Source organism: Micromonospora sp. NPDC048935 (genome assembly GCF_043197875.1).
In the GTDB taxonomy this organism is placed as follows: Bacteria; Actinomycetota; Actinomycetes; order Mycobacteriales; family Micromonosporaceae; genus Micromonospora.
Window position 1 is genome coordinate 401,786 of the sequence record NZ_JBICTZ010000004.1, and the last position, 20,121, is coordinate 421,906.

The following is a 20,121-nucleotide window of genomic DNA, read 5'->3' on the forward strand; positions in this document are numbered from 1 at the left end:
ATGCCCCGGTACGAGTTCCGTTGCCGCGCCTGCGGTGACACTTTCGAGGTCAACCGTTCGATGGCGGCGGCCGCCGACCCGGCCACCTGCCCACAGGGACACGCCGACACGGTCAAGCTGCTCTCCGCCGTCGCGGTCACCGGCCGGGGTGGGGCCGGCAGTGCCCCGACGCCCGCCGGTGGCGGGTGCTGCGGCGGTGGCTGCGGCTGCTGATCGGCCCCGTTCTCCGCCACCTGGTGGGCTGGTCTTGCCGTGAGCGGGTTCGAGTGGCACTTTGAGGCGGCATCTGCCCGGCCGTTCTCACGATGCGTTACCGCTCGGACTCAGGCAGCATGAACCCGACGTCACGGGCGGAGGTTCCACGCATGTCGCCACGGATCCAGCTCCCGAGCGGTTGGGTGACCTTCGTGTTCACCGATATCGAGGGCTCGACCCGGCTGGCCCAGTTGCTCGGCCCGGACTACCGGCCGGTGCTCGCCGAGCATCGGCGGCTGCTACGTCGGACGCTGGCCAGCACGGGTGGCGCGGAGTTGCTGACCGAGGGCGACTCGTTCTTCCTCGCCTTCGAGGACGCGACCTCGGCGCTGACCGCCTGCCTGACCGCCCAGCGCGCGTTGTCCAACCACGACTGGCCCACCGCCGAAGCCGCACCCCGGGTGCGCATGGGCCTGCACACCGGTTACGCCGAGCCGCGCGACGGCGACTACGCCAGCCCCGAGGTGCATCGGGCCGCCCGGGTGGCCGCCGCCGCGCACGGCGGGCAGGTGCTCTGCTCGGCGTCCACCGCCCGTCGGGCCGAGCCGTTGCCGCCCGGTGCCACCCTGCTCGACCTGGGCCTACACCGGTTGCGTGGCTTCGACGACCGGGAACGGCTCTTCCAACTTGTCGCGCCGGGCCTGGAGCGGCAGTTCCCCCGGCCCCGCACCGCGGACGCGGTGGCGCACAACCTGCCGACCCAGGTGACGTCGTTCGTCGGCCGGCAGGCCGAGCGAGTCGAGTTGGGCCTGCTGATGAAGCAGCATCGTCTGATCACGGTGCTGGGCGCGGGCGGGGCGGGCAAGACCCGGCTCGCGGTGGAGTTGGCCAGCGGGATGGTCGAGGCGTACCCGGATGGGGTTTGGTTCGTCGACATCGCCGCGGTGACCGACCCGGGTCTGGTGGCGTTCGCGATCGCCGCGGTGCTCGGCCTGCGACCCGAGCCGGGCCGGCCGATGCTGGACACCCTTGTCGAGTACGCGGCGGCCCGCCGCATGCTTGTCGTCCTGGACACCTGTGACACCCAGCCGGCCGCCTGCGCGGAGGTGATCGCGCGGTTGCTGTCCGGTGGGAGTGGCGTGCGGGTGCTGGCGACCAGCCGGGAGTCGTTCAGCCTGCCGGGCGAGGTGGTGTGGCGGATCCCGCCGCTCTCGGTCGACCCACGGGCGGACGGCACGGAGAGCGACGCGGTGGCGCTGCTGCTGGACCGTACGGCGGCGGCACGCGGCGGCCGACGACCGGACCCAGCCGAGTCGGCCGACCTCCGGCGGGTGGTGCAGCGACTGGACGGGTTGCCGCTCGCCATCGAGTTGGCCGCCGCCCGGCTGCGGGTGCTCTCCGTCGGTCAGCTCGCGGAGCGCCTGGACGACGTTCTGGGCACCCTGGACGCCGGTCGCCAGGATCCGGATCCGCCGCCGGTGGAGCGCGGTTGGTCCGGCAACCAGCAGGACACCGTGGACCTGGTCGCCGCGGCGTCCGGGGCGTCGCCGCCCACTCCGGCGAGCAGGGCGGTGCAGCGTTCGGCCACCGAGCGGCACCTGACCATGCAGGCCACCGTCACCTGGTCGTACCGGACGTTGGGGCCCCGGGCCGCCCGCCTGCTGCGGTGGCTGTCGGTCTTCGCCGGGCCGGTGGACCTGGCGACCGTGGAGTGGCTGCTGGGTGACGACCCGCTGGATCCGCTCTCGGTGCTCGTGGACAAGTCGATGGTGTTGGCCGAGCCGCGAGCCACCGGCAGCACCTACCGGATGCTCGACCCCATCCGGGCGTACGCGGCGCGGCGGTTGGCCGAGGCGGGCGAGGCGCAGGCTGCCCGGGACCGGCATGTGGCCTGGTCGGCCCATGCGGTGGAACGGGCACACCTGGGCCAGGACGGCCGTCCGGTGACCCTGTCGCTGTACGCCCTCGACCCCCTGGCCGGGGAGGTACGCGCCGCGTTGCGGTGGTGCGCCACCGGCGGCAGCGCCCGTGCCGGTCTCGGTCTGGCCGGCGGCCTGGACCAGTGGTGGCTTGAGCGGGGCCTGGCCCGGGAGGGGCGGCTGTGGCTGTTTCGGCTGTACGGGCGGATCGCCGAGACGGGTGAGCGGATCCCGGAGGCGGAGCTGGCTGCGGTCTACCACATGCACTCGTTGCACGCCGGCGCGGACGGTGAGTTCGCCGAGGAGCTGCGCTACTCCCAGCGGGCCGAGGCCGCCGCCCGACAGGCCGGTGATGCCGGGCTGCTGGCCCGGGTGCTCGCCGGCAGGGCCGCGCCGCTCGTGGACATGGGGCAGTTCGTCGAGGCCGAGCGGGTGTGCCGGGAGGTCATCGACTGGGCGCACGGGCAGGACGTGGTCGGCGAGGCGCTGTTGGCGGTGTTCAGCCTGGCCGAGTTGCTCTGGCGGCGCGGTGCCCTGGAGGAGGCGGCCGACCTGCTGGGGGCGGTCCGCCCGGTGGAGGCGGCCCGTCCGGTGGAGCGGGGCCGGCGGTCGGTGGACATGCTGCTCGGGATGGTCGCGCTGGCCCGGGGCGATGTGATCGCGGCACACGAGCACCTGCTGGTGGCACTGCGTTCCCGGATGGGTCACGGTTACCACGGCCGCGCCTGCGACACGTTGAACGCGATCGCGGTGCGCTGTGCGATCGGCGGGGACCGGCTGACCGCGGCGCGCCTGTTCGGAGCGGCGCAGGCCACCCGGGCGAGCATGCGCGCGACCCCGGGCATCTTCGGCGGCTACTGGGCCGAACAGCAGGCGGAGCTGCGCGCGGTGCTCGGCGACACGGTCTTCGACGACGCGTACGGCGAGGGTGCCGAGTTGGGGTTGGACGAGGCGGCAGCGCTGGCACTGGACGTGGAACATCCGGACCTGGCAGCGGATTCGACCCGCTTCAGCACCGGCCTGTCCCAGCCCACCCCCCGCCGCCCGGTGGACCCCGACCGCCACCCGGCAACCCGAACCGAACGCGCCTAACCCACCCCACCCTGCCCCCACCCCGCCCCGCCCCCGAGCCCCGGCGATCTTGCACTTTCTGTCGGGAGATAACGGTGCCAAAGCGGCAAATGGGCGACAAAAAGTGCAAGATCGCGGGGCCGGGGCCGGGGCCGGGGCGCGGGGTCGGGGTCGGGGTCGGGGCGCGGGGTCGGGGGGTAGGGCGTGGGGTGGGGTTAGGGGGTTTTGGCGTTGGCTTCGGCTTGGGCCTTCATTCGGGCGGCGCGGTCGATGTCGGCCTGCTGGACGGCCGCTACCGAACCGAAGATGCTGACGGCCTGGTAGTAGGTCCAGGCCAGGCTGTAGCAGGCCGGACGGACGACCGAGTTGTACGTGGTGCAGACGCGCTTCAGGTCCTCGTAGAAGGCGCTGTCGAGGCGGGACTTGTTGGCGGAGAACTGGCCGACCGCCTTGTAGTTGCGGTAGCCGAAGTCGTGCCGGTAGCAGCCCAGGTTGAAGGTGAAGCCGAGCGGGTTGTCCGGGCTGGACGAGCAGTAGTCGGTGGACCAGGTGAAGTTGTACTCGGCCCAGGGTGCCCGGTTGACCCGGGCGCTGTTCCACGAGTTGTAGCTGGACGCGCTCGTCTGGGTCCAGCTGGACAGTACGGAGAGTCGTTGGGCGGGGGTGACGGCGGCGGCGGGGGAGGCGATGGTGAGGGTGGCGAGCAGCGCTAACGCGCCCGAGGCGAGCAGGGTGGCGAGACGTCGGGGCACGGGTTACCTCCGCGGGGGTGAGCGGGTGGGACGAAGTTACCGGCGGGTTACCGGATGTCGATAAGTTTCGATCAAGGGGTCGACCAGCGGGAATGCGCCTCGCAAACTATTGGTGACATGCGTCGAAACAGGCGAATGCCCCGGTTGCCAGGGGCACCCGGGGCATTCGACGAGAGCGGGTCAGCGCAGGACGAACGCCGGCGGGCTGGTGGGGCTCTCGTTGGCCGACCGGTCCAGTGCGGTCAGTTGGTAGGTGTAGCGCTGGCCGGGCTCGGCCGAGGTGTCCACCCAGGACTGGGTGCCGCCGGGCGTCGCCCGGACGGTGTCGACCAGGTGCGCGGCGTCGGCCGTGCCGCACCGGCCGGGCAGCGCGGTGCCGTCGAACCGGTAGATCGCGTACGAGGTGGCGGTGCCGAGTGGGCCGACGCCGTCGGCGGGCTGACGCCAGGTGAGCCGTACCCCGTCAGCCTGTCGCGCGGTCCCGCTGACCACCGGGAAGAGCAGCGGCCTGGCCGGCAGGTGCGGCATGGTCGGCACCAGCGCCGGGCGTGAGTAGTGCTCGGCCGCGTAGATGTCGGTGGCACCGAGCCGGTTGGCCCGCACCTGGACGGCCGAGAAGTGCACGTTGCCCTGCACCTGGGGGTACGACCGGTTGAGCGTCAGGTGGTCGGACAACTCCCGTGGGTTCTGCCAGTACGGCCCGTACGCCGGATCGCCGCTCTTGTAGTCGGCCTGGCCGATGTAGAGCTGCACGCGGGTGCCGCGCACCGTCTCGGCCCACCACGGCACCAGGCGCGCGTAGTCGGCGGCCGGATACTGGCCGATGTACCAGTAGAGCTGCGGCACCACGTAGTCGATCCACTCCTGCTTGACCCACTTGCGGGTGTCGGCGGAGATGATGTCGTACGACTGGCTGCCGGTGGTGTCCGAGCCGAGCGGGTCGGCGGCCCTGTTGCGCCAGATGCCGAACGGGCTGACGCCGAACTTCACCCACGGCTTCGCCGCCTTGATCTTTCCGCTCATCTCCTGGATCAACAGGTTGATGTTGTCCCGCCGCCAGTCGGCCCGGTCGGTGAAGCCCCGGTCGTACGCGGCGAAGGTGGCATCGTCGGGCACCTGGTAGGTGCCGCTCGGGTACGGGTAGAAGTAGTCGTCGAAGTGCACACCGTCGATGTCGTACCGCCGAACCGCGTCCATCATCGCGGTCTGCACGAACTCGCGTACCTCCGGAATGCCCGGGTTGTAGTAGAGCCGGCTGCCGGCCACGCCGGCCGGCGGGTAGGCGAAGGTCCAGTCGGGGTGCTGCCGGGCCGGGTGGCCCGGGGCGAGCTGGGCGAGGTCGGCGCCGGCGCCGCCGGGCGCCGGCATGGAGACGCGGTACGGGTTGAACCAGGCGTGGAACTCCAGGTTGCGCCTGTGCGACTCGTCGACGAGGAAGGCCAGCGGGTCCCAGCCGGGGTCCTGGCCACGCGCGCCGGTCAGGTACTCCGACCAGGGCTCGTACGGTGAGGGCCAGAGCGCGTCGGCGGTGGGCCGGATCTGCACCACGACGGCGTTGTGGTGCAGCCGCTCGGCGAGGTCGAGCAGCTCCCGATACTCGGCCTGCTGAGCGGCGACCCGGTCCGGGCTGCTCTGGGACGCCTTGCTGGGCCAGTCGATGTTGACCACCGACGAGATCCACATGGCCCGGAACTGACGCTTCGGCGTGGCCGGGTCGGTGACGCAGGTGGTGGTGGGAGCGGCGGCATCTGTCGCGGCGCTCGCGGGGGTGGCGGTGACAGACGTGCCGAGCAGGGCTGCGACCAGCCCGGCGACTCCGAGTCGGGTGGCTCTCATGCGGTGTGTCCCTTCGTTGGGGCTCCCGGATGGTTCGCGGCGCGCGGCAAGAATCGCCTTGGATGTCCGCGTTGTTGGAAGGAAATTTTCACAATCTGGCCGTTGCCGCAAGGGTTCGTGGTTGACCAATCGCGCCGCTGGGTAGCAACGCCGGTTACCGACCGCCACGGAGGTGGTCGCACGGCGGGAGGGGTGGCCGGGTGTCCGTGCTGCGCACAAAACCAATCAAGGACGTGATAGCCCAGGGTGAGGCGGACGGCAGTGACGGCACCCTCGGGCTGAAGAGACGGCTTGGCGCCGTCGACCTCACCGGGTTCGGCATCGGCATCGTGATCGGCACCGGCATCTTCACGCTCACCGGCATCGAGGCGCGGGACAGTGCCGGACCGGGCGTGGTGATCTCCTTCGCCATCGCCGGCGTGGTCGCCCTACTCGCCGCCCTCTGCTACGCCGAGTTGGCCTCCAGCGTGCCGACGGCCGGCAGCGCCTACACCTACGCGTACGCGACGATGGGCGAGATCGTCGCCTGGATCATCGGCTGGGACCTGCTGCTGGAGTTCGCGCTCGGTGCCGCAGTGGTGGCCCGAGGCTGGTCCGGCTACCTCGCCGAACTGCTCGACCTGCCGACCCGCTGGTTCGGCGAGGAGGGCAGCACAGTCAACTTCGGTGCCATCGCGATCGTGCTGATCCTCGGCGTCGTGGCGATCGTCGGCATCCGGGAATCCTCCCGGATCACCAACCTGCTGGTGCTGGTCAAGGTTGCCATCTGCGTGTTCGTGGTGGTGGCCGGTCTGTTCTTCGTCAAGGCCACCAACCTCAGCCCGTTCATCCCGCCGGCCGAGCCCGCGGGCAGCGGCGACGACGGCATCAAGCAACCCGTCACGCAGGCGCTCTTCGGACTGGAACCGTCGGTCTTCGGCTTCGTCGGGGTGCTCAGCGCCGCGGCTGTGGTGTTCTTCGCGTACACCGGCTTCGAGGCCGTCGCGAACCTGGGTGAGGAGACGAAGAAGCCCAAGCGGGACCTCACCCTGGGTCTGCTCGGCACGTTGCTGATCTCCACCCTGCTCTACATCGGCGTCTCGCTGGTGGTGGTCGGGATGGTGCCGTACACCGAGATCGACAGGGGTGCCCCGATCGCGTCCGCCTTCGAGTCGGTCGGCGCGGGCTGGGCGGCGGTGCTGGTCTCCATCGCCGCAGTCGCCGGCCTGACCAGCGTCATCCTGGTCGACCTGGTGGCGATGGGCCGGATCGGCTTCGCCATCGCCCGGGACGGGCTGATCCCGCCGTCGATCGCGGCGGTACACCCGCGCTGGGGTACCCCGTACCGGATCTCGGCGATCATGACGGTGGCTGTCGCTTTGCTGGCCGGTTTCCTGCCGCTGTCCGCGCTCGCCGATCTGGTCAGCATCGGCGCGCTCTGCGCGTTCGTGCTGGTGTCGATCGCGGTGCCGATCCTGCGCCGCAAGCGCCCGGACCTGGAGCGACCGTTCCGGGTGCCGTTCTCCCCGGTGCTGCCGATCGTCTCGGCGCTGGCCTGCTTCTACCTGATGCTCAACCTATCGGTGGAGACCTGGCTGCGGTTCCTGGCCTGGATGCTGCTCGGCGCGATCATCTACTTCGGCTACGGCTACCGCCGCAACCGCCTGGCCCAACACGAACCGGCAGTCACCCCAAGCCCCCGCAAACCAACCGCCTGACCCGCCCCGCCCGGACCCACCCCGACCCGCCCAGACGCGGTGATCATGAGGTTGACCGGGTTTTCGATCTCCACCGTGCCCGTCAACCTCATGATCAACCTGGGTTGCGGTGGGTGGGGTGGGTGGGTCGGGTGGGTGGGTGGGTGCGGTGGGTGGGGTGGGTGGGTTAGTCGAAGAAGCGGGCCAGGTGGGGCTGGGGGGCTGGGTCGGCGTCCGGGGGGAGGGGAGTCAGGTCGGCGAAGATCGAGGCGCCGTCGCAGCCCGCGTGTAGTGGGTACCACCGCGGGGTGCCCGGCGGCCGGAGCTGGCAGATCCCCTTGAACGTCTGCACGTCCATCAGTCGGACGTGAGTCGGGTCGGCCACCGCGTTCACGTGCCCCCACCAGGGGCTCATCACGTGCAGCACGCCACCCGGACGGAGCACCCGGTGGCACTCGTCCACCAGTGGCAGGAAATCGATCAGGTGCTCCAGGATGTGCACCGCGAAGAGGACGTCCACCGAGTTGTCGGCCAGCGGCAGCGAGCCGGACAGGTCCGCCACCGCGTCCACGCCGGGCGCCGGGTAGATGTCCAACCCCAGGTTTCCCGACCACTGCTTGGTCGGACCGCAACCGAGGTCCACGACCACCGGTGCCCGCCCGCCGACGCCGACCCGGCACCAGACGCCGTAGACGCCGGCCAGTCGGCCCACCAGGTCACGCACCAGCCGCAGCTCGGCGGGCTCGGCCACGTCTCCGCTGAGATGGGCCACCCCCCGGTCGAACCGCACCTCGACGGCCAAGCTCCGGAGCCGGTCGTCATGCCGAGCCTGGTCCGCCCACGCCAGGGTGAGGGATTCGTCGATCGCCCGCAGCCGGTCGGCCGAGGGCGGAGTCTGTGCCAAAGCGACCATTCGGGCCACCTCCCGCCGCGCGTTACCCGCAATCGCGCCCGGTATGCCCCGCTCGTCCGCGTCGTCGCCTGCTCCGGCGCGGCGAGGCACAGGCGTGTCGCAGGACGAGCGCCTTTGCCCCGCGCCGCCCGGCCGCGCCGCCCGGCCGCGCCGCCCGGCCGCGCCGAGGGGCCGGACCGCCCGGCCGCGCCGAGGGGCCGCACCGCCGGGCCGTGCCGCCGGGCCGCGCCGAGGGGCCGGACCGCCGGGCCGGACCGCCGGGCCGTGCCGCCGTGCCGGGCCGCCGGGCCGTGCCGGTCGGATCAGCCCGAGAGGGTACGGCGGCTGCCGCGCATCCGCTGACGGGGTTGCGGTGCGGCGGGCTTCGGCCGCTTCAGGTGATAGCGGTGCAACTCGTGGTTGCCGGGCAGGGACGGGTCCTCGCTCATCGCGACCAACTCCCAGCCCTGGTCACCGGCCCGGTTCAGGTGGGCCAGCGAGGTGTCGCCGTACGGCGTCACGTCGACCATCGAGCCGTCCGGGCCGTACCAGACGAAGACGACCTCCCAGCCGAGGTCGTTGGTCGCGGCCTGGCGGCGGCGGACCAGCAGGGCGTACTCCCACTTGAGCATGAGGTCATTCTCACCCCGGGCCGCCCCGCTGGCACGGATCAATCTTCGGCGATCCGCCCGCCGTCGACCCGCAGTCGCCGGTTGGTCTCGATGGCGGCCAGCATCCGACGGTCGTGGGTGACGAGCAGCAGCGTCCCGGGATAGCTGGCCAGCGCCGATTCGAGCTGCTCGATGGCGGGCAGGTCCAGGTGGTTGGTGGGCTCGTCGAGCACCAGCAGGTTGACCCCGCGGCCCTGGAGCAGCGCCAGCGCCGCCCGGGTCCGTTCACCGGGGGACAGGGTGGCGGCCGGTCGCGGCACGTGCGCCGCACGCAACCCGAACTTTGCCAGCAGGGTCCGCGCGTCCGCTGGCGACATGTGGGGTACGGCCGCGTGGAACGCGTCGATCAACGGCGCGTCGCCGAGGAACAGCCCTCGGGCCTGGTCCACCTCACCGACCACCACCCCGGGCCCGAGCGAGGCGGTGCCGGAGTCCAGCGGGAGTCGCCCGAGCAGCGCGGCCAGCAGGGTGGACTTGCCCGAGCCGTTCGCCCCGGTCACCGCGACCCGGTCCGCCCAGTCGATCTGGAGGTCGACCGGCCCGAGGGTGAACCCGCCTCGGCGTACCACCGCGGAGCGCAGCGTGGCCACGACGGCGCCGGCGCGGGGCGCGGCGGCGATTTCCATCCGCAGCTCCCACTCCTTGCGGGGCTCCTCGACCACGTCGAGGCGTTCGATCAGCCGTTCGGTCTGCTTGGCCTTGGCGGCCTGCTTCTCGCTCGCCTCGCTGCGGAACTTGCGGCCGATCTTGTCGTTGTCGGTGGCCTTTCGCCGGGCGTTCTTCACGCCCTTCTCCATCCACCCGCGCTGCGTGCGGGCGCGTGCCTCCAGCCCGGCCTTCGTGTCGGCGTACTCCTCGAAGTCGGCGCGGGCGTGCCGGCGCGCGACCTCGCGCTCCTCCAGGTAGGCCGCGTAGCCGCCGCCGTAGTGGTGCACCTGCTGCTGGGGCAGGTCCAGCTCCAGCACCCGGGTCACCGTGCGGAGGAGGAACTCCCGGTCGTGGCTGACCAGCACCGTGCCGGCCCGCAGCCCGGTCACGAACTCCTCCAACCGCTCCAGACCGGCCAGGTCCAGGTCGTTCGTCGGCTCGTCGAGCAGGAACACGTCGTAGCGGCTGAGCAGCAGCGAGGCCAGCCCGGCACGGGCCGCCTGACCGCCGGACAAACCGGTCGTCGGGTGGTCCAGGTCGACCGCGAGCCCCAGGTCCGCACTCACCTGCTCGGCGCGTTCGTCCAGGTCCGCGCCGCCGAGGGCGAGCCAGCGCTCCAGCGCGTCGGCGTACGCGTCGTCGGCGCCCACCGCCCCGGCGGTCAGCGCCTCGGTCGCCGCGTCCAACGCCGCCTGCGCGGCGGTCACCCCGGTCCGGCGGGCCAGGAAGTCCCGCACCGTCTCGCCCGGTCGCCGTTCCGGCTCCTGCGGCAGGTGCCCGACGCTCGCGGTGGGCGGGCTGAGTCGCACGCTGCCGGCCTCGACCGGCAACAACCCGGCGAGGGTACGCAGCAGCGTCGACTTGCCGGCCCCGTTCGGCCCGACCAGGCCGATCACGTCACCGGGGGCGACCACCAGGTCCAGCCCGGAGAAGAGTGGGCGGTCGCCGTGCCCGGCGGCCAGGTCCTTGACGATCATCGTGGCGCTCATCAGGACGGCAGCCTATCCGGCTGCTGGCATACGAGCCGACGACAGCGGGCAGACTCAACGGCGTGGTGACCACACTGGCGATCGACTGTGGCGGCGGGGGCATCAAGGCGTCCGTGCTCGACGAGGCGGGGACGATGCGGGCCCGACCGTTGCGGGTACCGACCCCGTACCCGTTGCCGCCTGCGCTCTTCGTCCGGACCCTGCTGGATCTGGGCGGGCGCCTGCCGACGGCGGACCGGCTGACCGTCGGCGTACCCGGAATGATCCGGCACGGGGTGGTGGTGGCCACACCGCACTACGTGACCCGCAGCGGCCCGCGCAGCCGGGTCGACCCGGATCTGCTCGCCGAGTGGTCCGGCTGGGACGCGCGCGGCGCGCTCGCGGAGGCGTTCGGGGTGCCGGCGCTGGTGCTCAACGACGCCGAGGTGCACGGGGCCGGGGTTGTCGCCGGCACCGGCTGCGAGCTGGTGCTGACCCTGGGGACGGGGCTGGGCAGCGCGCTCTACGACGGTGGGGTGCTCGCGCCGCACCTGGAGCTGTCGCACGCGCCGGTGCGCTGGGGCACCACCTACGACACGTACGTGGGTGAGCCGGAACGGCGGCGGCTCGGCGACGCCTTCTGGTCCCGGCGGATCCGGCAGGTGGTGGACGGGCTCCGCCCGGTGTTCCGCTGGGACCGGCTCTATCTGGGCGGGGGCAACTCCCGGCTGATCCGGCCCGAGCAACTGGCCCGGATGGGCGACGACGTGGTGGTGGTGCCGAACACGGCCGGGATCGTCGGCGGTGTCCGCGCCTGGGAGCTTTTCGCCGGACGCCGGGACGCCCGCGCCTGACCCTTTTGTGGCCCCGGGAACAGTCGCCAAACGGCCGGTGTTGTGCCAGCGTCGGAACAGGTGACGGTGCGACCCGAGGAGGTGGGCAGATGGATCTTCTGGCGGACTACCGGCGGGCGACCATGTTCTTCGAAACCGGTGACCCTAGCGGAGCGGCCCGACTGCTGGAGCCGATCGTCGCCGCCGAACCCGGCAACGCGGCGGTCCGGCAGTTGCTGGCCCGGGCGTACTTCCAGTCGGCCCAGCTCAACCGGGCCGAGGAGCACCTGCGCGAGCTGGTCGACCGGGACCCGAGCGACCACTACGCGCACCACGTGCTCGGTCGGACGCTGGAACGGCTGAACCGACACACCGACGCGCTGCGGCACCTGCGGATCGCCGCCGCGATGTACGCGACGAACGACGACTACCGGACCGCGCTGGAGCGGGTGGAAACCCGGGTGGGTGGCACGCGCTGAGGGTGGACCGGTGACGTGGTGGAAGGGGCGGTCCTGCGGGACCGCCCCTTCGTCGTCCGGCTCGTCGTCCGGCGGGTGGGCTCTTCCGTCCGGCGGGTGGGCTGCCGGGCGTGCCTAGGATGGCGGGCATGGGACCTGACCGGGCGGAGGCCGCGGCATGAAGCTCAAGCTGGACCTGCACGAGATCTTCAACAAGGGGCAGGACATCGACCGCGCGCTGCGCGGGATCATGGACGAGGCGGTGGCGAAGAAGGCCACCCTCGTCGAGATCATCCCCGGCAAGGGGTCGGGCCAGCTCAAGAAGCGGGTGCTGCGGTTCCTCGACCAGAAGGACGTCAAGCAGCTCTACCACCGGGTGGAAAAGGACTCGAAGAACTTCGGCCGCCTCTTCGTCCACTTCCGCTGGAAGTAGCGACGACATGGGCTCTGACCTGCGTATCGGGGTGCTTGCAGGGCCGCTGAACCATGATCATGCCGTGTCCAGGCCGTCAAGGGCTTGCGGAGCGTCTGCGCCGGGCTGATCTCCACCGAGCGCCTTGTCGATGGCCCGGCGGGTGCGATCCTCGCTGGCCGGCAGTAGGTGGGTGTAGGTGCGGAGGGTGAAGCCCGGGTCCGCGTGGCCCAGGTAGGCCGACAGAGCCTTGATGCTCTCCCCTGCGTCCAGGAGGACCGAGGCGTAGGTGTGCCGCAGAACGTGCATCCCGTTGTGTCGGTCATCTGGGATGCCGGTCGCCCTGATCGCGGGCTTCCAGACACCGGAGTTGAACATCGAGCGCGACAGCGCCAGACCGGCGGGTGTCGTCAGGTACAGCTCGACGGTTCGCGGCTCGCCGGTCAGCGTCTCCCACGGCAGGGTCACCGGGACCGGCGGGCCGTCTCGCGTGTGTTGCTTGAGTCGGTCTGCTACCGAGTCCGGTAACGGGACCTCGCGGGACTTGCCGCCCTTCGGCGGCGCGAAGATCAGCGAGCCGCGAACGAGTTTGATCTGCCGAGTGATGTGCAGGACCGGACGGGTCGGGTCGAGATCCCCAGGGCTGACCGCGAAGATCTCACCCTGCCGCAGGCCGCAACCCGCGCCCAGGTCCACCGCCACCCGGTACCGGGGCCGGACGTTTTCCCTGAATGCTGTCAACCGGGCGACCGACCACGGCACCACCTTGGTTGGAGCGGGCGTCGGCCGGCGGATGCTCTTGACCGCGAACGGGTTGCTGACGATCTTCTTGTCGTCTACCGCTGCGTTGAGAATCATCGAGACATCGGTGAAGAGGACCCGGCGGTAACCGACCGAAAGTCCTTTCTCCTGGATCTTCCGCGCCCACTCCCGGATCGTCGTCGGCTGAATGGACGCGATCGGCCTTTGCCCGATAATCGGGTATACGTGCAGGCGAAGTTCGTATTCGATGCGGTCGCGGGTGAGGACATCAGTGGTCGCGGCAGCAAGCCATTCGTCGGCGTACTGCTTGAAGGTCATGCGGCCGGCGTCAGGGTCGACGTAGGTGCCCTTGAGGATGTCGGCCTGGACGTTGGCAAGGAACGCCTGTGCGTCGCGCTTCTTCTTGTCGGGGAACGACTGCGATTTCTCTTTCCCGTCCGGGGCGAGGTACCGGACGCGGTAGCGCATTCCCTGCCCGCACTCTGGCTTTGGTTCCTGCCGTGACTTTCCGTCCGGTCCGGTGACTGTCTTGTACCAGCGGTCAACGATGTGGGCCACGTCAGGCCGCCGTGGACTGGTCGGTGAACCAGGCGCGCACGGAGGCGGGGTCGTAGCGCAGGTGCCGGCCGACTCGGGCGGCGGGTGGGCCGTACCTGCGCTTGCGCCACTGGTAGAGCGTCTGCACTGGCACCCGCAGGTAAGCGGAGACATCTTCGATTTCCCAGAGCGGTTCGGGCGTAGATGATGCGGTCATTGGGGCTGCTCCTTTCGCGTGATGGTGATGTAGGTGCGGCTTTCGCCGCTGTAGCCGGCGGGTCGGGTGCTGGTGCGGCAGGTGACCCGGTCGCGGCCGTAGTGGGCGGTGAGTTGGGCCGCGATGGTCGCGGCGTGGGCGGTGACGGTGGCGGTCGGGCCGATGAGTCGGACCGTGACCAGAGGGCGGGGCCGTGTGGGCATGGCGCTCCTTCCAGGTCGGGTGGGTGGGGTGTTGCGTGCGCTGTGGAGTTGTCAAGGAACGGGTTCGCGGGCGTTGACACGTACGTGTCAAGCGGCCAGGGGTTGGACCGCGCGAGCGGCGGTGAGTTCGTCGGCCAGGGCGTCGATGCCGGCGAGGTGTTGTGCGCGGGCCATGGCGGCGGCGGTGTTGGCGAGCAGGGCGTCGCCGGTGGTGATCCAGCCGGTGGCTTGGTAGCCGAGTTCGTAGATGACGCGCTCGGTCTGCTCGTCGTCCCAGGTGTGGGGGTGGCCTTCGGTGCGTCGCCAGATGGTGCGCTGCATACGGAGGAAGCCGAGGGTGACGGAGAAGGCGCGGCTCTTGGTGGCGATGTGTCCGCCGTAGCCGAACTGGTGTGCCCACCGCCGCAGCCGCGCGTAGTGGGGGTCCTCCCCGAGGTCCCAGCAGGCGCGGATGAGCCGGCCGAGGTGGGTGCCCGGGTCGCCGTGGATTTCGACGGAGAGGTCGTCGACGCGGCGCAGGCTCAGGCCGGTTACTTCGGTGCTCTTGGTGACGTACTTGGCGATGTAGCCGGTGATCTGGGCGAGGTTGACCTCGTGGCCGGGTGCGTTGACGTGCTTGAGGTCCAGGCCCTTGTCGCCCCACGCGATGTGCCAGCCCTGCCGACCGTTGGCGGGGTGCGGCGCGGAGGTGTAGGAGGTCTTTACGAACGCGGCCCGGACGGCAGCCTCGAACATGTCCCGGGTGATGGCGGCCGGCGGCGGGACGATGGCTTCGGGGCAGTCGGGGTTGTAGCCGTCGAGGCGGATCAGGGCGTGGTAGTGGATGACGCCTCGTACCTGGAATTCGTAGACCTTGATGTAGCGGCGGCGCAGGTCTACGCCGTGGGTGCGGCCGAGGCGGCGTAGTTCTCGGTCGGCTTGTTGGATGGTGCGGCGCCACAGCTCGGGTGCTTCGTGGTTCCAGACGACCTGGCCGGTGTGGTCGTAGCAGTCCAGGCACAACGGCTGCCCGAGGTGGGCGTCGGCGGCCTTGTGGCGCTGCCCGCAGCGCAGCTCGACGCCGTGGGGGCAGGTCCGGCCGAACGGGTGGCAGACCGAGGCGCGGCAGGTGCAGCCGTCCTTCTTGCGGCAGTCCGCGGAGTGCACCTTGACGACCCGGTGGTGCACCGGCCCGAAGGATGGGGCGGTGGCGGTGAGGAAGATGGCGATGTGTTCGTTGAGCGGGGGTAGTCCCCATCGGTCGCCTTGGAGGCCGGCTTTGATGAGGTGGTAGGTGTCGCGGCGGTACAGCTCGGCGCAGGACGGGCAGACGTTGGCGCGGCGGTTGCCGCAGGGGGTGTAGATCGCGCCGTCGGGCATGTCTTCGGTGTCGATGGTGGCCATGCGGTTGCCGTCGGCGTCGTTGACGTGGATCTGCCCGGCGAGGCGGATCGGGTGCTTGCACGCTGAGGCCGCGCGGACGTGGCCGAGCCATTCGGGGTAGTCGGGGTCTTGGGCGCGGGCGCGGCCGGAGGCGACGGTGCGGGGGTCGTGGCCGCGTACCCACCCGTCGGCGGCGGGGTTGCGGGGGCCGGTGGTGGGGGTAGCCCAGGGCCAGTAGGCGGCGGACTCAGCGGAGGCTCCCGTGCCCGAAACCGTGGTGGTTTCGGGCGCGAGAGGCAGCGTCGAGGACGTCACGCGGTGGCTCGCACAGCGGTGCCGTTGTGGGTCTTGTCGTTGATGGTCGGTTGGGTGTTGAGGGCCGTCAGGATGTCGGCGGCCGTGTGGGTGGGGACGCGCAGTCGCACCGCGAGTTGGCCGGGGGTGATCGGTTCACCGTGGGCTTTCTCGTGGGCGCTGGCGACGATCCGAGCTCCGGAGAGCAGCGCCGGCGCGGGGCCAGCAGTTGCCGCCGGCGCGGTAGGTGCCGGTGACGGGTCCTTCTCGGTGGTGTCCGGGGTGGGCTCGACCGTCGTCGGGGTGTCGGTGTCCTCGCCAGAGGTGGGCAGGGGGATGGGTTCGTGGACAGGTGCGGTGATCTCGGGTGTGGGGTTGGCGGCCGGGGTCGCGGCGGCCGGGCGGACCGTCGGCGAGGCGGGGATGTCGGGTGACGACGCCTCGGCGAGGGTGGCCGGCGCAGGTGCCGGGACGGTTTCAGTGGGCCGGGTGTTGGTGTGTTTGGCGGCGAGTAGGGCGGCGGTGGCCATGAGCATCAGGCCATCGACGGCGATGGGACCGAACCAGATGACGAGGGTTCCTTCGTCGTAGTGACGCAGGAGTCCGGACAGGTGTTGGTAGGACACGAACGCGGCGACCAGGGCGACGGGCGGCATGCCGACCCAGCGCAGGACGTCCCAGCCCCAGCCCGAAGGCCACGGGGTGCGGGCAAGGATTTCGATGGCGATGAACAGGAACAGCGGCCAGACGATCGCGGAGACAACCGCGCCGGGCTCAGGGGTCCAGTCCTGCGGTGCGCCCTTGGGGGCGATGAACGAATGAGCGATGTTCGCGGCGACGGACACGAGTCCGCCGAGGACCAGGCCAAGGTAGGCCCAGCGGGTAGGACGAAGGTTCGTCGAGGTCATGGGGTCACCTCAGGGGTGCAGTCGAGGCACGCGTTCGTGCGGCGGGGGATGTAGTAGGGCTTGACCTGGCCGCAGTCGGGGCAGGTGCGCCGGGCGGTGAGCGCCTTGTCGATGGCCGCTCGTTGGGCGGGGGTGGCGGTGCGTTTGGGCATCGCGAGGTCGAGGCGGAAGAGGTAGGCGACGCGCTTTCCGCGACGCCACATGATTTGCGCGGCGGGGTCTTGGCCGCCGGGGCGCAGGTTGCGGGTGCGGAGTTGCCGGCGGGTCAGGAGCCCGTCGGGGGCGAATTTGAAGGGGTAGGTCGGCAGGCCGTAGCGCTCGCCGGTCGGGTCGTAAAAGACCATCGGGTCCTCCGAGTCGGCCTGGTCCTGGTCGTCGTCGCCGGCAGGGGTGCCGGTGGCGAAGGTGGGGTGTTCGTAGGTGTCGCGGTCGATGTCCTCGGGCAGGAACGCCGCCTGGCAGACCGCGCAGACGATCGCGCCTTCCTCGAAGGCGGTGGTGGAGATGCGCAGCTTGCGGGGGCATTCGCACTCGCAGGAGACGCCGTTGTTGTTGTTTGTGCGGGTTTTGCCTTCCCCGGTCGGTTCGGGGTGGCGGTAGAAGCGCAGCGCCTCAGTCAGGCCGGTGATGGTGGCCTTGTAGCGGGCGCGGGTGAGGTCGGTCAGGGTGCAGGGCGAGTAGCCGAGCTTGTCGTCCTTGGTCGTGGACAGGCCGAGTTCGGCGGCGAGGGTGGCGAACTTCTTGTTGTGCCAGCGGCCCTGCCGCGAGGTGTCTTGGATGCCTCGCACGTCGGCGAGGGCGTGGGTGGCTTCGTGCAGGAGGGTGGTGAAGACGGCTTCCGGTTCGCGGGAGAGCCCTTCACCGGAGATGAGGATTTCGGGCAGTTGCTGCTCGCCGGCTTGCCAGCGCAGGGCGGCGAAGTGGCCCCACTTCATGCCCTGACTGGGCTTGGTGGGAGAGCCAGAGCCGACCACCAGAACAGCGGCCGGAACGTCGGTGTGCTGGGCGCGAATGGCCGACCAGGCGGCTTCCAAGGCGGCGACGAGTGCGGCGGTAGAGATGTCGTTTTGACACGTACGTGTCATGTCGGTGATCTCGACGGCGGTGGTCATGCGGCCCTCCAGGTGGTTGGGGCGGCGGCGAGGGGACTGGTCGGGCGAGCCAGGTCACGGGGCCGATCGGTCGGCCGCAGGTCGGCGGCGGTGTCGGTGGTGTCCGTGAAGACGGCGGTGGTCCGCCGGGTGGCGCGGGCGGTGTACATGGCGAGGTCGGCGTGGTGCAGCCATGCGGCGGCGGGGTTGCCGGGGTGGGCCAGGACCGCGCCGAGGGTCGCGCCGACGGCCAGGGTTCGGCCGTGGTAGGTGACCGGGGTGGTCAGGCGGGTGTGGATGTGGGTGAGCCAGTCGGCCAGCCAGGTGTCGGCGTCGTCGTGCCGGGTGGCGGGGCCGGTGGTGATGAGGGCGAATTCGTCGCCGCCGAGGCGGGCGCAGATGCCGGCGGGGCCGGCGATGCCGGTCAGCCGTTGGGCGACGGAGGTGAGGATGTGGTCCCCGGCGTCGTGGCCGTGGGTGTCGTTGACCTTCTTGAAGCCGACCAGGTCGACCAGGACGACCGCCACCGGGCGGCCGGTGGCGTGGGCGGTAGTGATGAACGAGTCGGCGGCGGCGGTCAGGCCGGCCCGGTTGTGGATGCCGGTCAGCGGGTCGTGACAGGCGGCGTGCCGGACGGTGGCGAGTTCAGCCCGCAGGCTGTGCCTGGCGGTGAGGTAGCCGGCGGTAGCGGCGGCGCTGATGGCGCTGGCGGTGACCAGGGCACGCAGGCGGGGCGTCATCGGGTAGCCCGCCAGACGAGGAACCCGGCGCGGGTGGGCAGCCGTTCCTGGTCGTACTCGTGTTCGGCGTAGGTTTCGAGGTCGTCCTCGGTGGCGTGGGTCCAGTCGTAGTCGTCGGCGCAGTCGCGCAGGACGTCGAGGACATCGGTCAGGGTGTGCCCGGCGTGGTCGTTGAAGTCGGCGACGATCTCTCGGTCGGAGGAGCACAGCGCGCCGTAGTAGTTGTGTTCGGGGGTGCGGCCGTCGCGCCACAGGTAGTCGGCCAGGTGCCGGAAGGTGCTGTCGCAATCGGCGTTGTCGCCGAGCAGGACGGCCATGCGGTCGCCGTAAACAGCCATGCCGATAGCGCCGGTCACGCAGGCCGGCGGGAACGCGGTTTCGGTGGTGCAGTCGTAGTAGCTGCCCTGGGTCCAGCCTCGGATTTCGAGGTAGCGGGCGGCGCAACGCAGGATGTCGGCCGGAGTCAGATCGGCCAGCGCGCCGAGGGCGGTGGGCTGTTTTTGGGTAGGGTTCATGGCGGCCACGTCCTTTCGTGGGCGGTGGTTGGGTCGACAGACCGGGCAGCTTTCTCAGGGCCTTGGCCGGTCTGTCGGCCGCTTCTATCGGTGGTGCAGGTGGAGCCGGAGAATCACCCGTTGCCTGCCGTCGCTGACAAGAGCGGGTGCGGAGCGGAAGACCAGGGCGCCCGACTGGCGGGCGATGGCGGTCAGTGCAGCGATGTCCTCGCCGGTCCCGATGAGCACGAGGTCCAGGACGCGAGTCGGGGTAGCGGTCGTGGTGCTCGTGCGGCTGTCCGCAGGTCAGCGGGGGCGGCGAGGCCGGTGCGGCGGCGGGTCCAGGTGGCGTAGTCGGCGACGCGGATGATGTCGGCGTCGGTCATGTAGGCGGCCTTCACGCGGTTGGGGATGCCGCCTTCGGCGATGAGGTAGCCCTCGCCCTGGTTGTTCGGGTCGATGCTGTTGGAGGAGAAGCCGCGGGCGTACCAGCCGTGTCCGAGCACGATGTCGGAGGACACGTCGTTGGTGCAGCGGCCGGCGAAGCGCCACGCGAACAGGTCCCGCAGCGACGGCGGGATGATGTCCGACGACGGACGCTGCGTCGCGGCGGCCACGATGATGCCCACGGCACGGCCCCGGGCGACGATGTCGCGCAGCAGCGCGGCGAACAGGTCCTGGTCCTTCTTGTCTCCGGCGGTGGCGGAGAAGTAGGCGATCTCGTCGCAGGCCACGAGGATCTGACCGAACACATCGTTCGGGCCGATCTTCCGGCGGCGGTGCGACAGCAGGAACGAGTACCGGTTGTCCATCACCGTCTGCACCCGGCGCAGGGTGCGGATGGCGTAGTCCATGTCCGGGCCGACGAACACGTCGGCGGCGTCCTTCCACAGCCCGAGTTCGACCTGCTTGCCGTCGAGCAGGCACAGCCGCACATCCGGGCACAGGGCCGCGTGACCAACGATGGTGTTCAGCAGCGACGATTTGCCCGCGCCGGGCTCACCGCCGATGAGGATGTTGCGGTAGATCATCGGCAGGTAGGCCGGGTGGCCGAACTCGTCGATGCCGAGGAAGACCGGGTCGAAGATGGACAGGCCCGCGCCGACCGGCACCGTCTGCGGCACATCCGGGGGCGGGGGCAGTTCGATGGTGTCCGTGAGGTCCATGGCAGGGCTCCCGGGG

20 protein-coding genes are annotated in these 20,121 nt (G+C 70.8%); 6 read left to right on the forward strand and 14 right to left on the reverse strand.

The features are described from left to right. Entirely contained in the window at positions 1–213 is a 213-nt protein-coding gene (locus ACGFIW_RS15125) for a zinc ribbon domain-containing protein (RefSeq protein WP_393314981.1), read from the forward strand. 152 nt (positions 214–365) lie between these two features. Then, the gene (locus ACGFIW_RS15130) at positions 366–3,206 is read left to right on the forward strand and encodes an ATP-binding protein (protein WP_393314984.1); all 2,841 of its coding nucleotides are present in this window, start codon (positions 366–368) and stop codon (positions 3,204–3,206) included. 194 nt (positions 3,207–3,400) lie between these two features. On the opposite strand, the gene ACGFIW_RS15135 is transcribed toward ACGFIW_RS15130, so the two are convergent. Then, on the reverse strand, positions 3,401–3,937 hold the full coding sequence (locus ACGFIW_RS15135; RefSeq protein ID WP_393314987.1) for a phospholipase: 537 nt from the start codon (positions 3,935–3,937) through the stop codon (positions 3,401–3,403). A 180-nt stretch (positions 3,938–4,117) separates the two neighbouring features. Beyond that, positions 4,118–5,773 (reverse strand): glycoside hydrolase family 10 protein, encoded by a 1,656-nt coding sequence (locus ACGFIW_RS15140; protein ID WP_393314990.1) that lies wholly within the window; start codon positions 5,771–5,773, stop codon positions 4,118–4,120. Between the two features lie 200 nt (positions 5,774–5,973). Between ACGFIW_RS15140 and ACGFIW_RS15145 the strand changes: the two genes are divergently transcribed. Continuing rightward, positions 5,974–7,470, forward strand: coding sequence for an amino acid permease (locus ACGFIW_RS15145; RefSeq protein WP_393314993.1), 1,497 nt, complete (start codon positions 5,974–5,976; stop codon positions 7,468–7,470). A gap of 166 nt (positions 7,471–7,636) precedes the next feature. Here the strand turns inward: ACGFIW_RS15145 and ACGFIW_RS15150 are convergent, their stop codons facing one another. The 3 genes from ACGFIW_RS15150 to ACGFIW_RS15160 all read right to left on the reverse strand — a co-directional run bounded on the left by ACGFIW_RS15150 (position 7,637) and on the right by ACGFIW_RS15160 (position 10,649). Further along, positions 7,637–8,362, reverse strand: coding sequence for a methyltransferase domain-containing protein (locus tag ACGFIW_RS15150; protein WP_393314996.1), 726 nt, complete (start codon positions 8,360–8,362; stop codon positions 7,637–7,639). Between the two features lie 302 nt (positions 8,363–8,664). Continuing rightward, on the reverse strand, positions 8,665–8,973 hold the full coding sequence (locus ACGFIW_RS15155) for a hypothetical protein (RefSeq protein WP_393314998.1): 309 nt from the start codon (positions 8,971–8,973) through the stop codon (positions 8,665–8,667). 38 nt (positions 8,974–9,011) lie between these two features. Next, positions 9,012–10,649 (reverse strand): ABC-F family ATP-binding cassette domain-containing protein, encoded by a 1,638-nt coding sequence (locus tag ACGFIW_RS15160; protein ID WP_393315001.1) that lies wholly within the window; start codon positions 10,647–10,649, stop codon positions 9,012–9,014. 62 nt (positions 10,650–10,711) lie between these two features. Between ACGFIW_RS15160 and ACGFIW_RS15165 the strand changes: the two genes are divergently transcribed. The 3 genes from ACGFIW_RS15165 to ACGFIW_RS15175 all read left to right on the forward strand — a co-directional run bounded on the left by ACGFIW_RS15165 (position 10,712) and on the right by ACGFIW_RS15175 (position 12,352). Then, positions 10,712–11,482, forward strand: a complete 771-nt coding sequence (locus tag ACGFIW_RS15165) for an ROK family protein (RefSeq protein ID WP_393315004.1) — start codon at positions 10,712–10,714, stop codon at positions 11,480–11,482. Positions 11,483–11,571: 89 nt separating this feature from the next. Further along, the gene (locus tag ACGFIW_RS15170; protein ID WP_184178902.1) at positions 11,572–11,940 is read left to right on the forward strand and encodes a M48 family metallopeptidase; all 369 of its coding nucleotides are present in this window, start codon (positions 11,572–11,574) and stop codon (positions 11,938–11,940) included. A gap of 157 nt (positions 11,941–12,097) precedes the next feature. After that, positions 12,098–12,352 (forward strand): Smr/MutS family protein, encoded by a 255-nt coding sequence (locus ACGFIW_RS15175; RefSeq protein WP_007465523.1) that lies wholly within the window; start codon positions 12,098–12,100, stop codon positions 12,350–12,352. Between the two features lie 57 nt (positions 12,353–12,409). Here the strand turns inward: ACGFIW_RS15175 and ACGFIW_RS15180 are convergent, their stop codons facing one another. The 9 genes from ACGFIW_RS15180 to ACGFIW_RS15220 form a co-directional block, all read right to left on the reverse strand. Continuing rightward, complete coding sequence (locus ACGFIW_RS15180; protein WP_393315007.1) at positions 12,410–13,651, reverse strand: tyrosine-type recombinase/integrase; 1,242 nt, start codon at positions 13,649–13,651, stop codon at positions 12,410–12,412. Between the two features lies 1 nt (position 13,652). Then, complete coding sequence (locus ACGFIW_RS15185; RefSeq protein WP_393315010.1) at positions 13,653–13,847, reverse strand: helix-turn-helix domain-containing protein; 195 nt, start codon at positions 13,845–13,847, stop codon at positions 13,653–13,655. Continuing rightward, positions 13,844–14,050: a hypothetical protein gene (locus ACGFIW_RS15190; RefSeq protein ID WP_393315013.1), complete on the reverse strand. Its 207-nt coding sequence runs from the start codon at positions 14,048–14,050 to the stop codon at positions 13,844–13,846. Before ACGFIW_RS15190 ends, ACGFIW_RS15185 begins: the two co-directional genes overlap by 4 nt. Positions 14,051–14,137: 87 nt before the next feature. Continuing rightward, positions 14,138–15,727 (reverse strand): replication initiator, encoded by a 1,590-nt coding sequence (locus ACGFIW_RS15195; RefSeq protein WP_393315016.1) that lies wholly within the window; start codon positions 15,725–15,727, stop codon positions 14,138–14,140. After that, on the reverse strand, positions 15,724–16,614 hold the full coding sequence (locus ACGFIW_RS15200; RefSeq protein ID WP_393315019.1) for a DUF2637 domain-containing protein: 891 nt from the start codon (positions 16,612–16,614) through the stop codon (positions 15,724–15,726). The genes ACGFIW_RS15195 and ACGFIW_RS15200 overlap by 4 nt, the downstream gene beginning before the upstream one ends. Continuing rightward, on the reverse strand, positions 16,611–16,958 hold the full coding sequence (locus ACGFIW_RS15205) for an RRQRL motif-containing zinc-binding protein (protein WP_393315319.1): 348 nt from the start codon (positions 16,956–16,958) through the stop codon (positions 16,611–16,613). The genes ACGFIW_RS15200 and ACGFIW_RS15205 overlap by 4 nt, the downstream gene beginning before the upstream one ends. A gap of 764 nt (positions 16,959–17,722) precedes the next feature. Further along, the gene (locus ACGFIW_RS15210) at positions 17,723–18,445 is read right to left on the reverse strand and encodes a diguanylate cyclase domain-containing protein (RefSeq protein WP_393315022.1); all 723 of its coding nucleotides are present in this window, start codon (positions 18,443–18,445) and stop codon (positions 17,723–17,725) included. Further along, on the reverse strand, positions 18,442–18,960 hold the full coding sequence (locus ACGFIW_RS15215; RefSeq protein ID WP_393315025.1) for a hypothetical protein: 519 nt from the start codon (positions 18,958–18,960) through the stop codon (positions 18,442–18,444). The genes ACGFIW_RS15210 and ACGFIW_RS15215 overlap by 4 nt, the downstream gene beginning before the upstream one ends. Before the next feature lie 191 nt (positions 18,961–19,151). Beyond that, positions 19,152–20,105, reverse strand: a complete 954-nt coding sequence (locus ACGFIW_RS15220) for an FtsK/SpoIIIE domain-containing protein (protein WP_393315028.1) — start codon at positions 20,103–20,105, stop codon at positions 19,152–19,154. Positions 20,106–20,121 lie beyond the last annotated feature (16 nt).

Bases quoted from the DNA above. Each gene is read 5' to 3' on its own strand.
- ACGFIW_RS15190 (WP_393315013.1), bottom strand. From the start codon at position 14,050: ATGCCCACACGGCCCCGCCCTCTGGTCACGGTCCGACTCATCGGCCCG.
- ACGFIW_RS15150 (WP_393314996.1), bottom strand. From the start codon at position 8,362: ATGGTCGCTTTGGCACAGACTCCGCCCTCGGCCGACCGGCTGCGGGCG.
- ACGFIW_RS15200 (WP_393315019.1), bottom strand. From the start codon at position 16,614: ATGACCTCGACGAACCTTCGTCCTACCCGCTGGGCCTACCTTGGCCTG.
- ACGFIW_RS15205 (WP_393315319.1), bottom strand. From the start codon at position 16,958: ATGGTCTTTTACGACCCGACCGGCGAGCGCTACGGCCTGCCGACCTAC.
- ACGFIW_RS15220 (WP_393315028.1), bottom strand. From the start codon at position 20,105: ATGGACCTCACGGACACCATCGAACTGCCCCCGCCCCCGGATGTGCCG.
- ACGFIW_RS15130 (WP_393314984.1), top strand. From the start codon at position 366: ATGTCGCCACGGATCCAGCTCCCGAGCGGTTGGGTGACCTTCGTGTTC.
- ACGFIW_RS15215 (WP_393315025.1), bottom strand. From the start codon at position 18,960: ATGAACCCTACCCAAAAACAGCCCACCGCCCTCGGCGCGCTGGCCGAT.
- ACGFIW_RS15185 (WP_393315010.1), bottom strand. From the start codon at position 13,847: ATGACCGCATCATCTACGCCCGAACCGCTCTGGGAAATCGAAGATGTC.
- ACGFIW_RS15125 (WP_393314981.1), top strand. From the start codon at position 1: ATGCCCCGGTACGAGTTCCGTTGCCGCGCCTGCGGTGACACTTTCGAG.
- ACGFIW_RS15170 (WP_184178902.1), top strand. From the start codon at position 11,572: ATGGATCTTCTGGCGGACTACCGGCGGGCGACCATGTTCTTCGAAACC.
- ACGFIW_RS15155 (WP_393314998.1), bottom strand. From the start codon at position 8,973: ATGCTCAAGTGGGAGTACGCCCTGCTGGTCCGCCGCCGCCAGGCCGCG.
- ACGFIW_RS15210 (WP_393315022.1), bottom strand. From the start codon at position 18,445: ATGACGCCCCGCCTGCGTGCCCTGGTCACCGCCAGCGCCATCAGCGCC.
- ACGFIW_RS15160 (WP_393315001.1), bottom strand. From the start codon at position 10,649: ATGAGCGCCACGATGATCGTCAAGGACCTGGCCGCCGGGCACGGCGAC.
- ACGFIW_RS15175 (WP_007465523.1), top strand. From the start codon at position 12,098: ATGAAGCTCAAGCTGGACCTGCACGAGATCTTCAACAAGGGGCAGGAC.
- ACGFIW_RS15140 (WP_393314990.1), bottom strand. From the start codon at position 5,773: ATGAGAGCCACCCGACTCGGAGTCGCCGGGCTGGTCGCAGCCCTGCTC.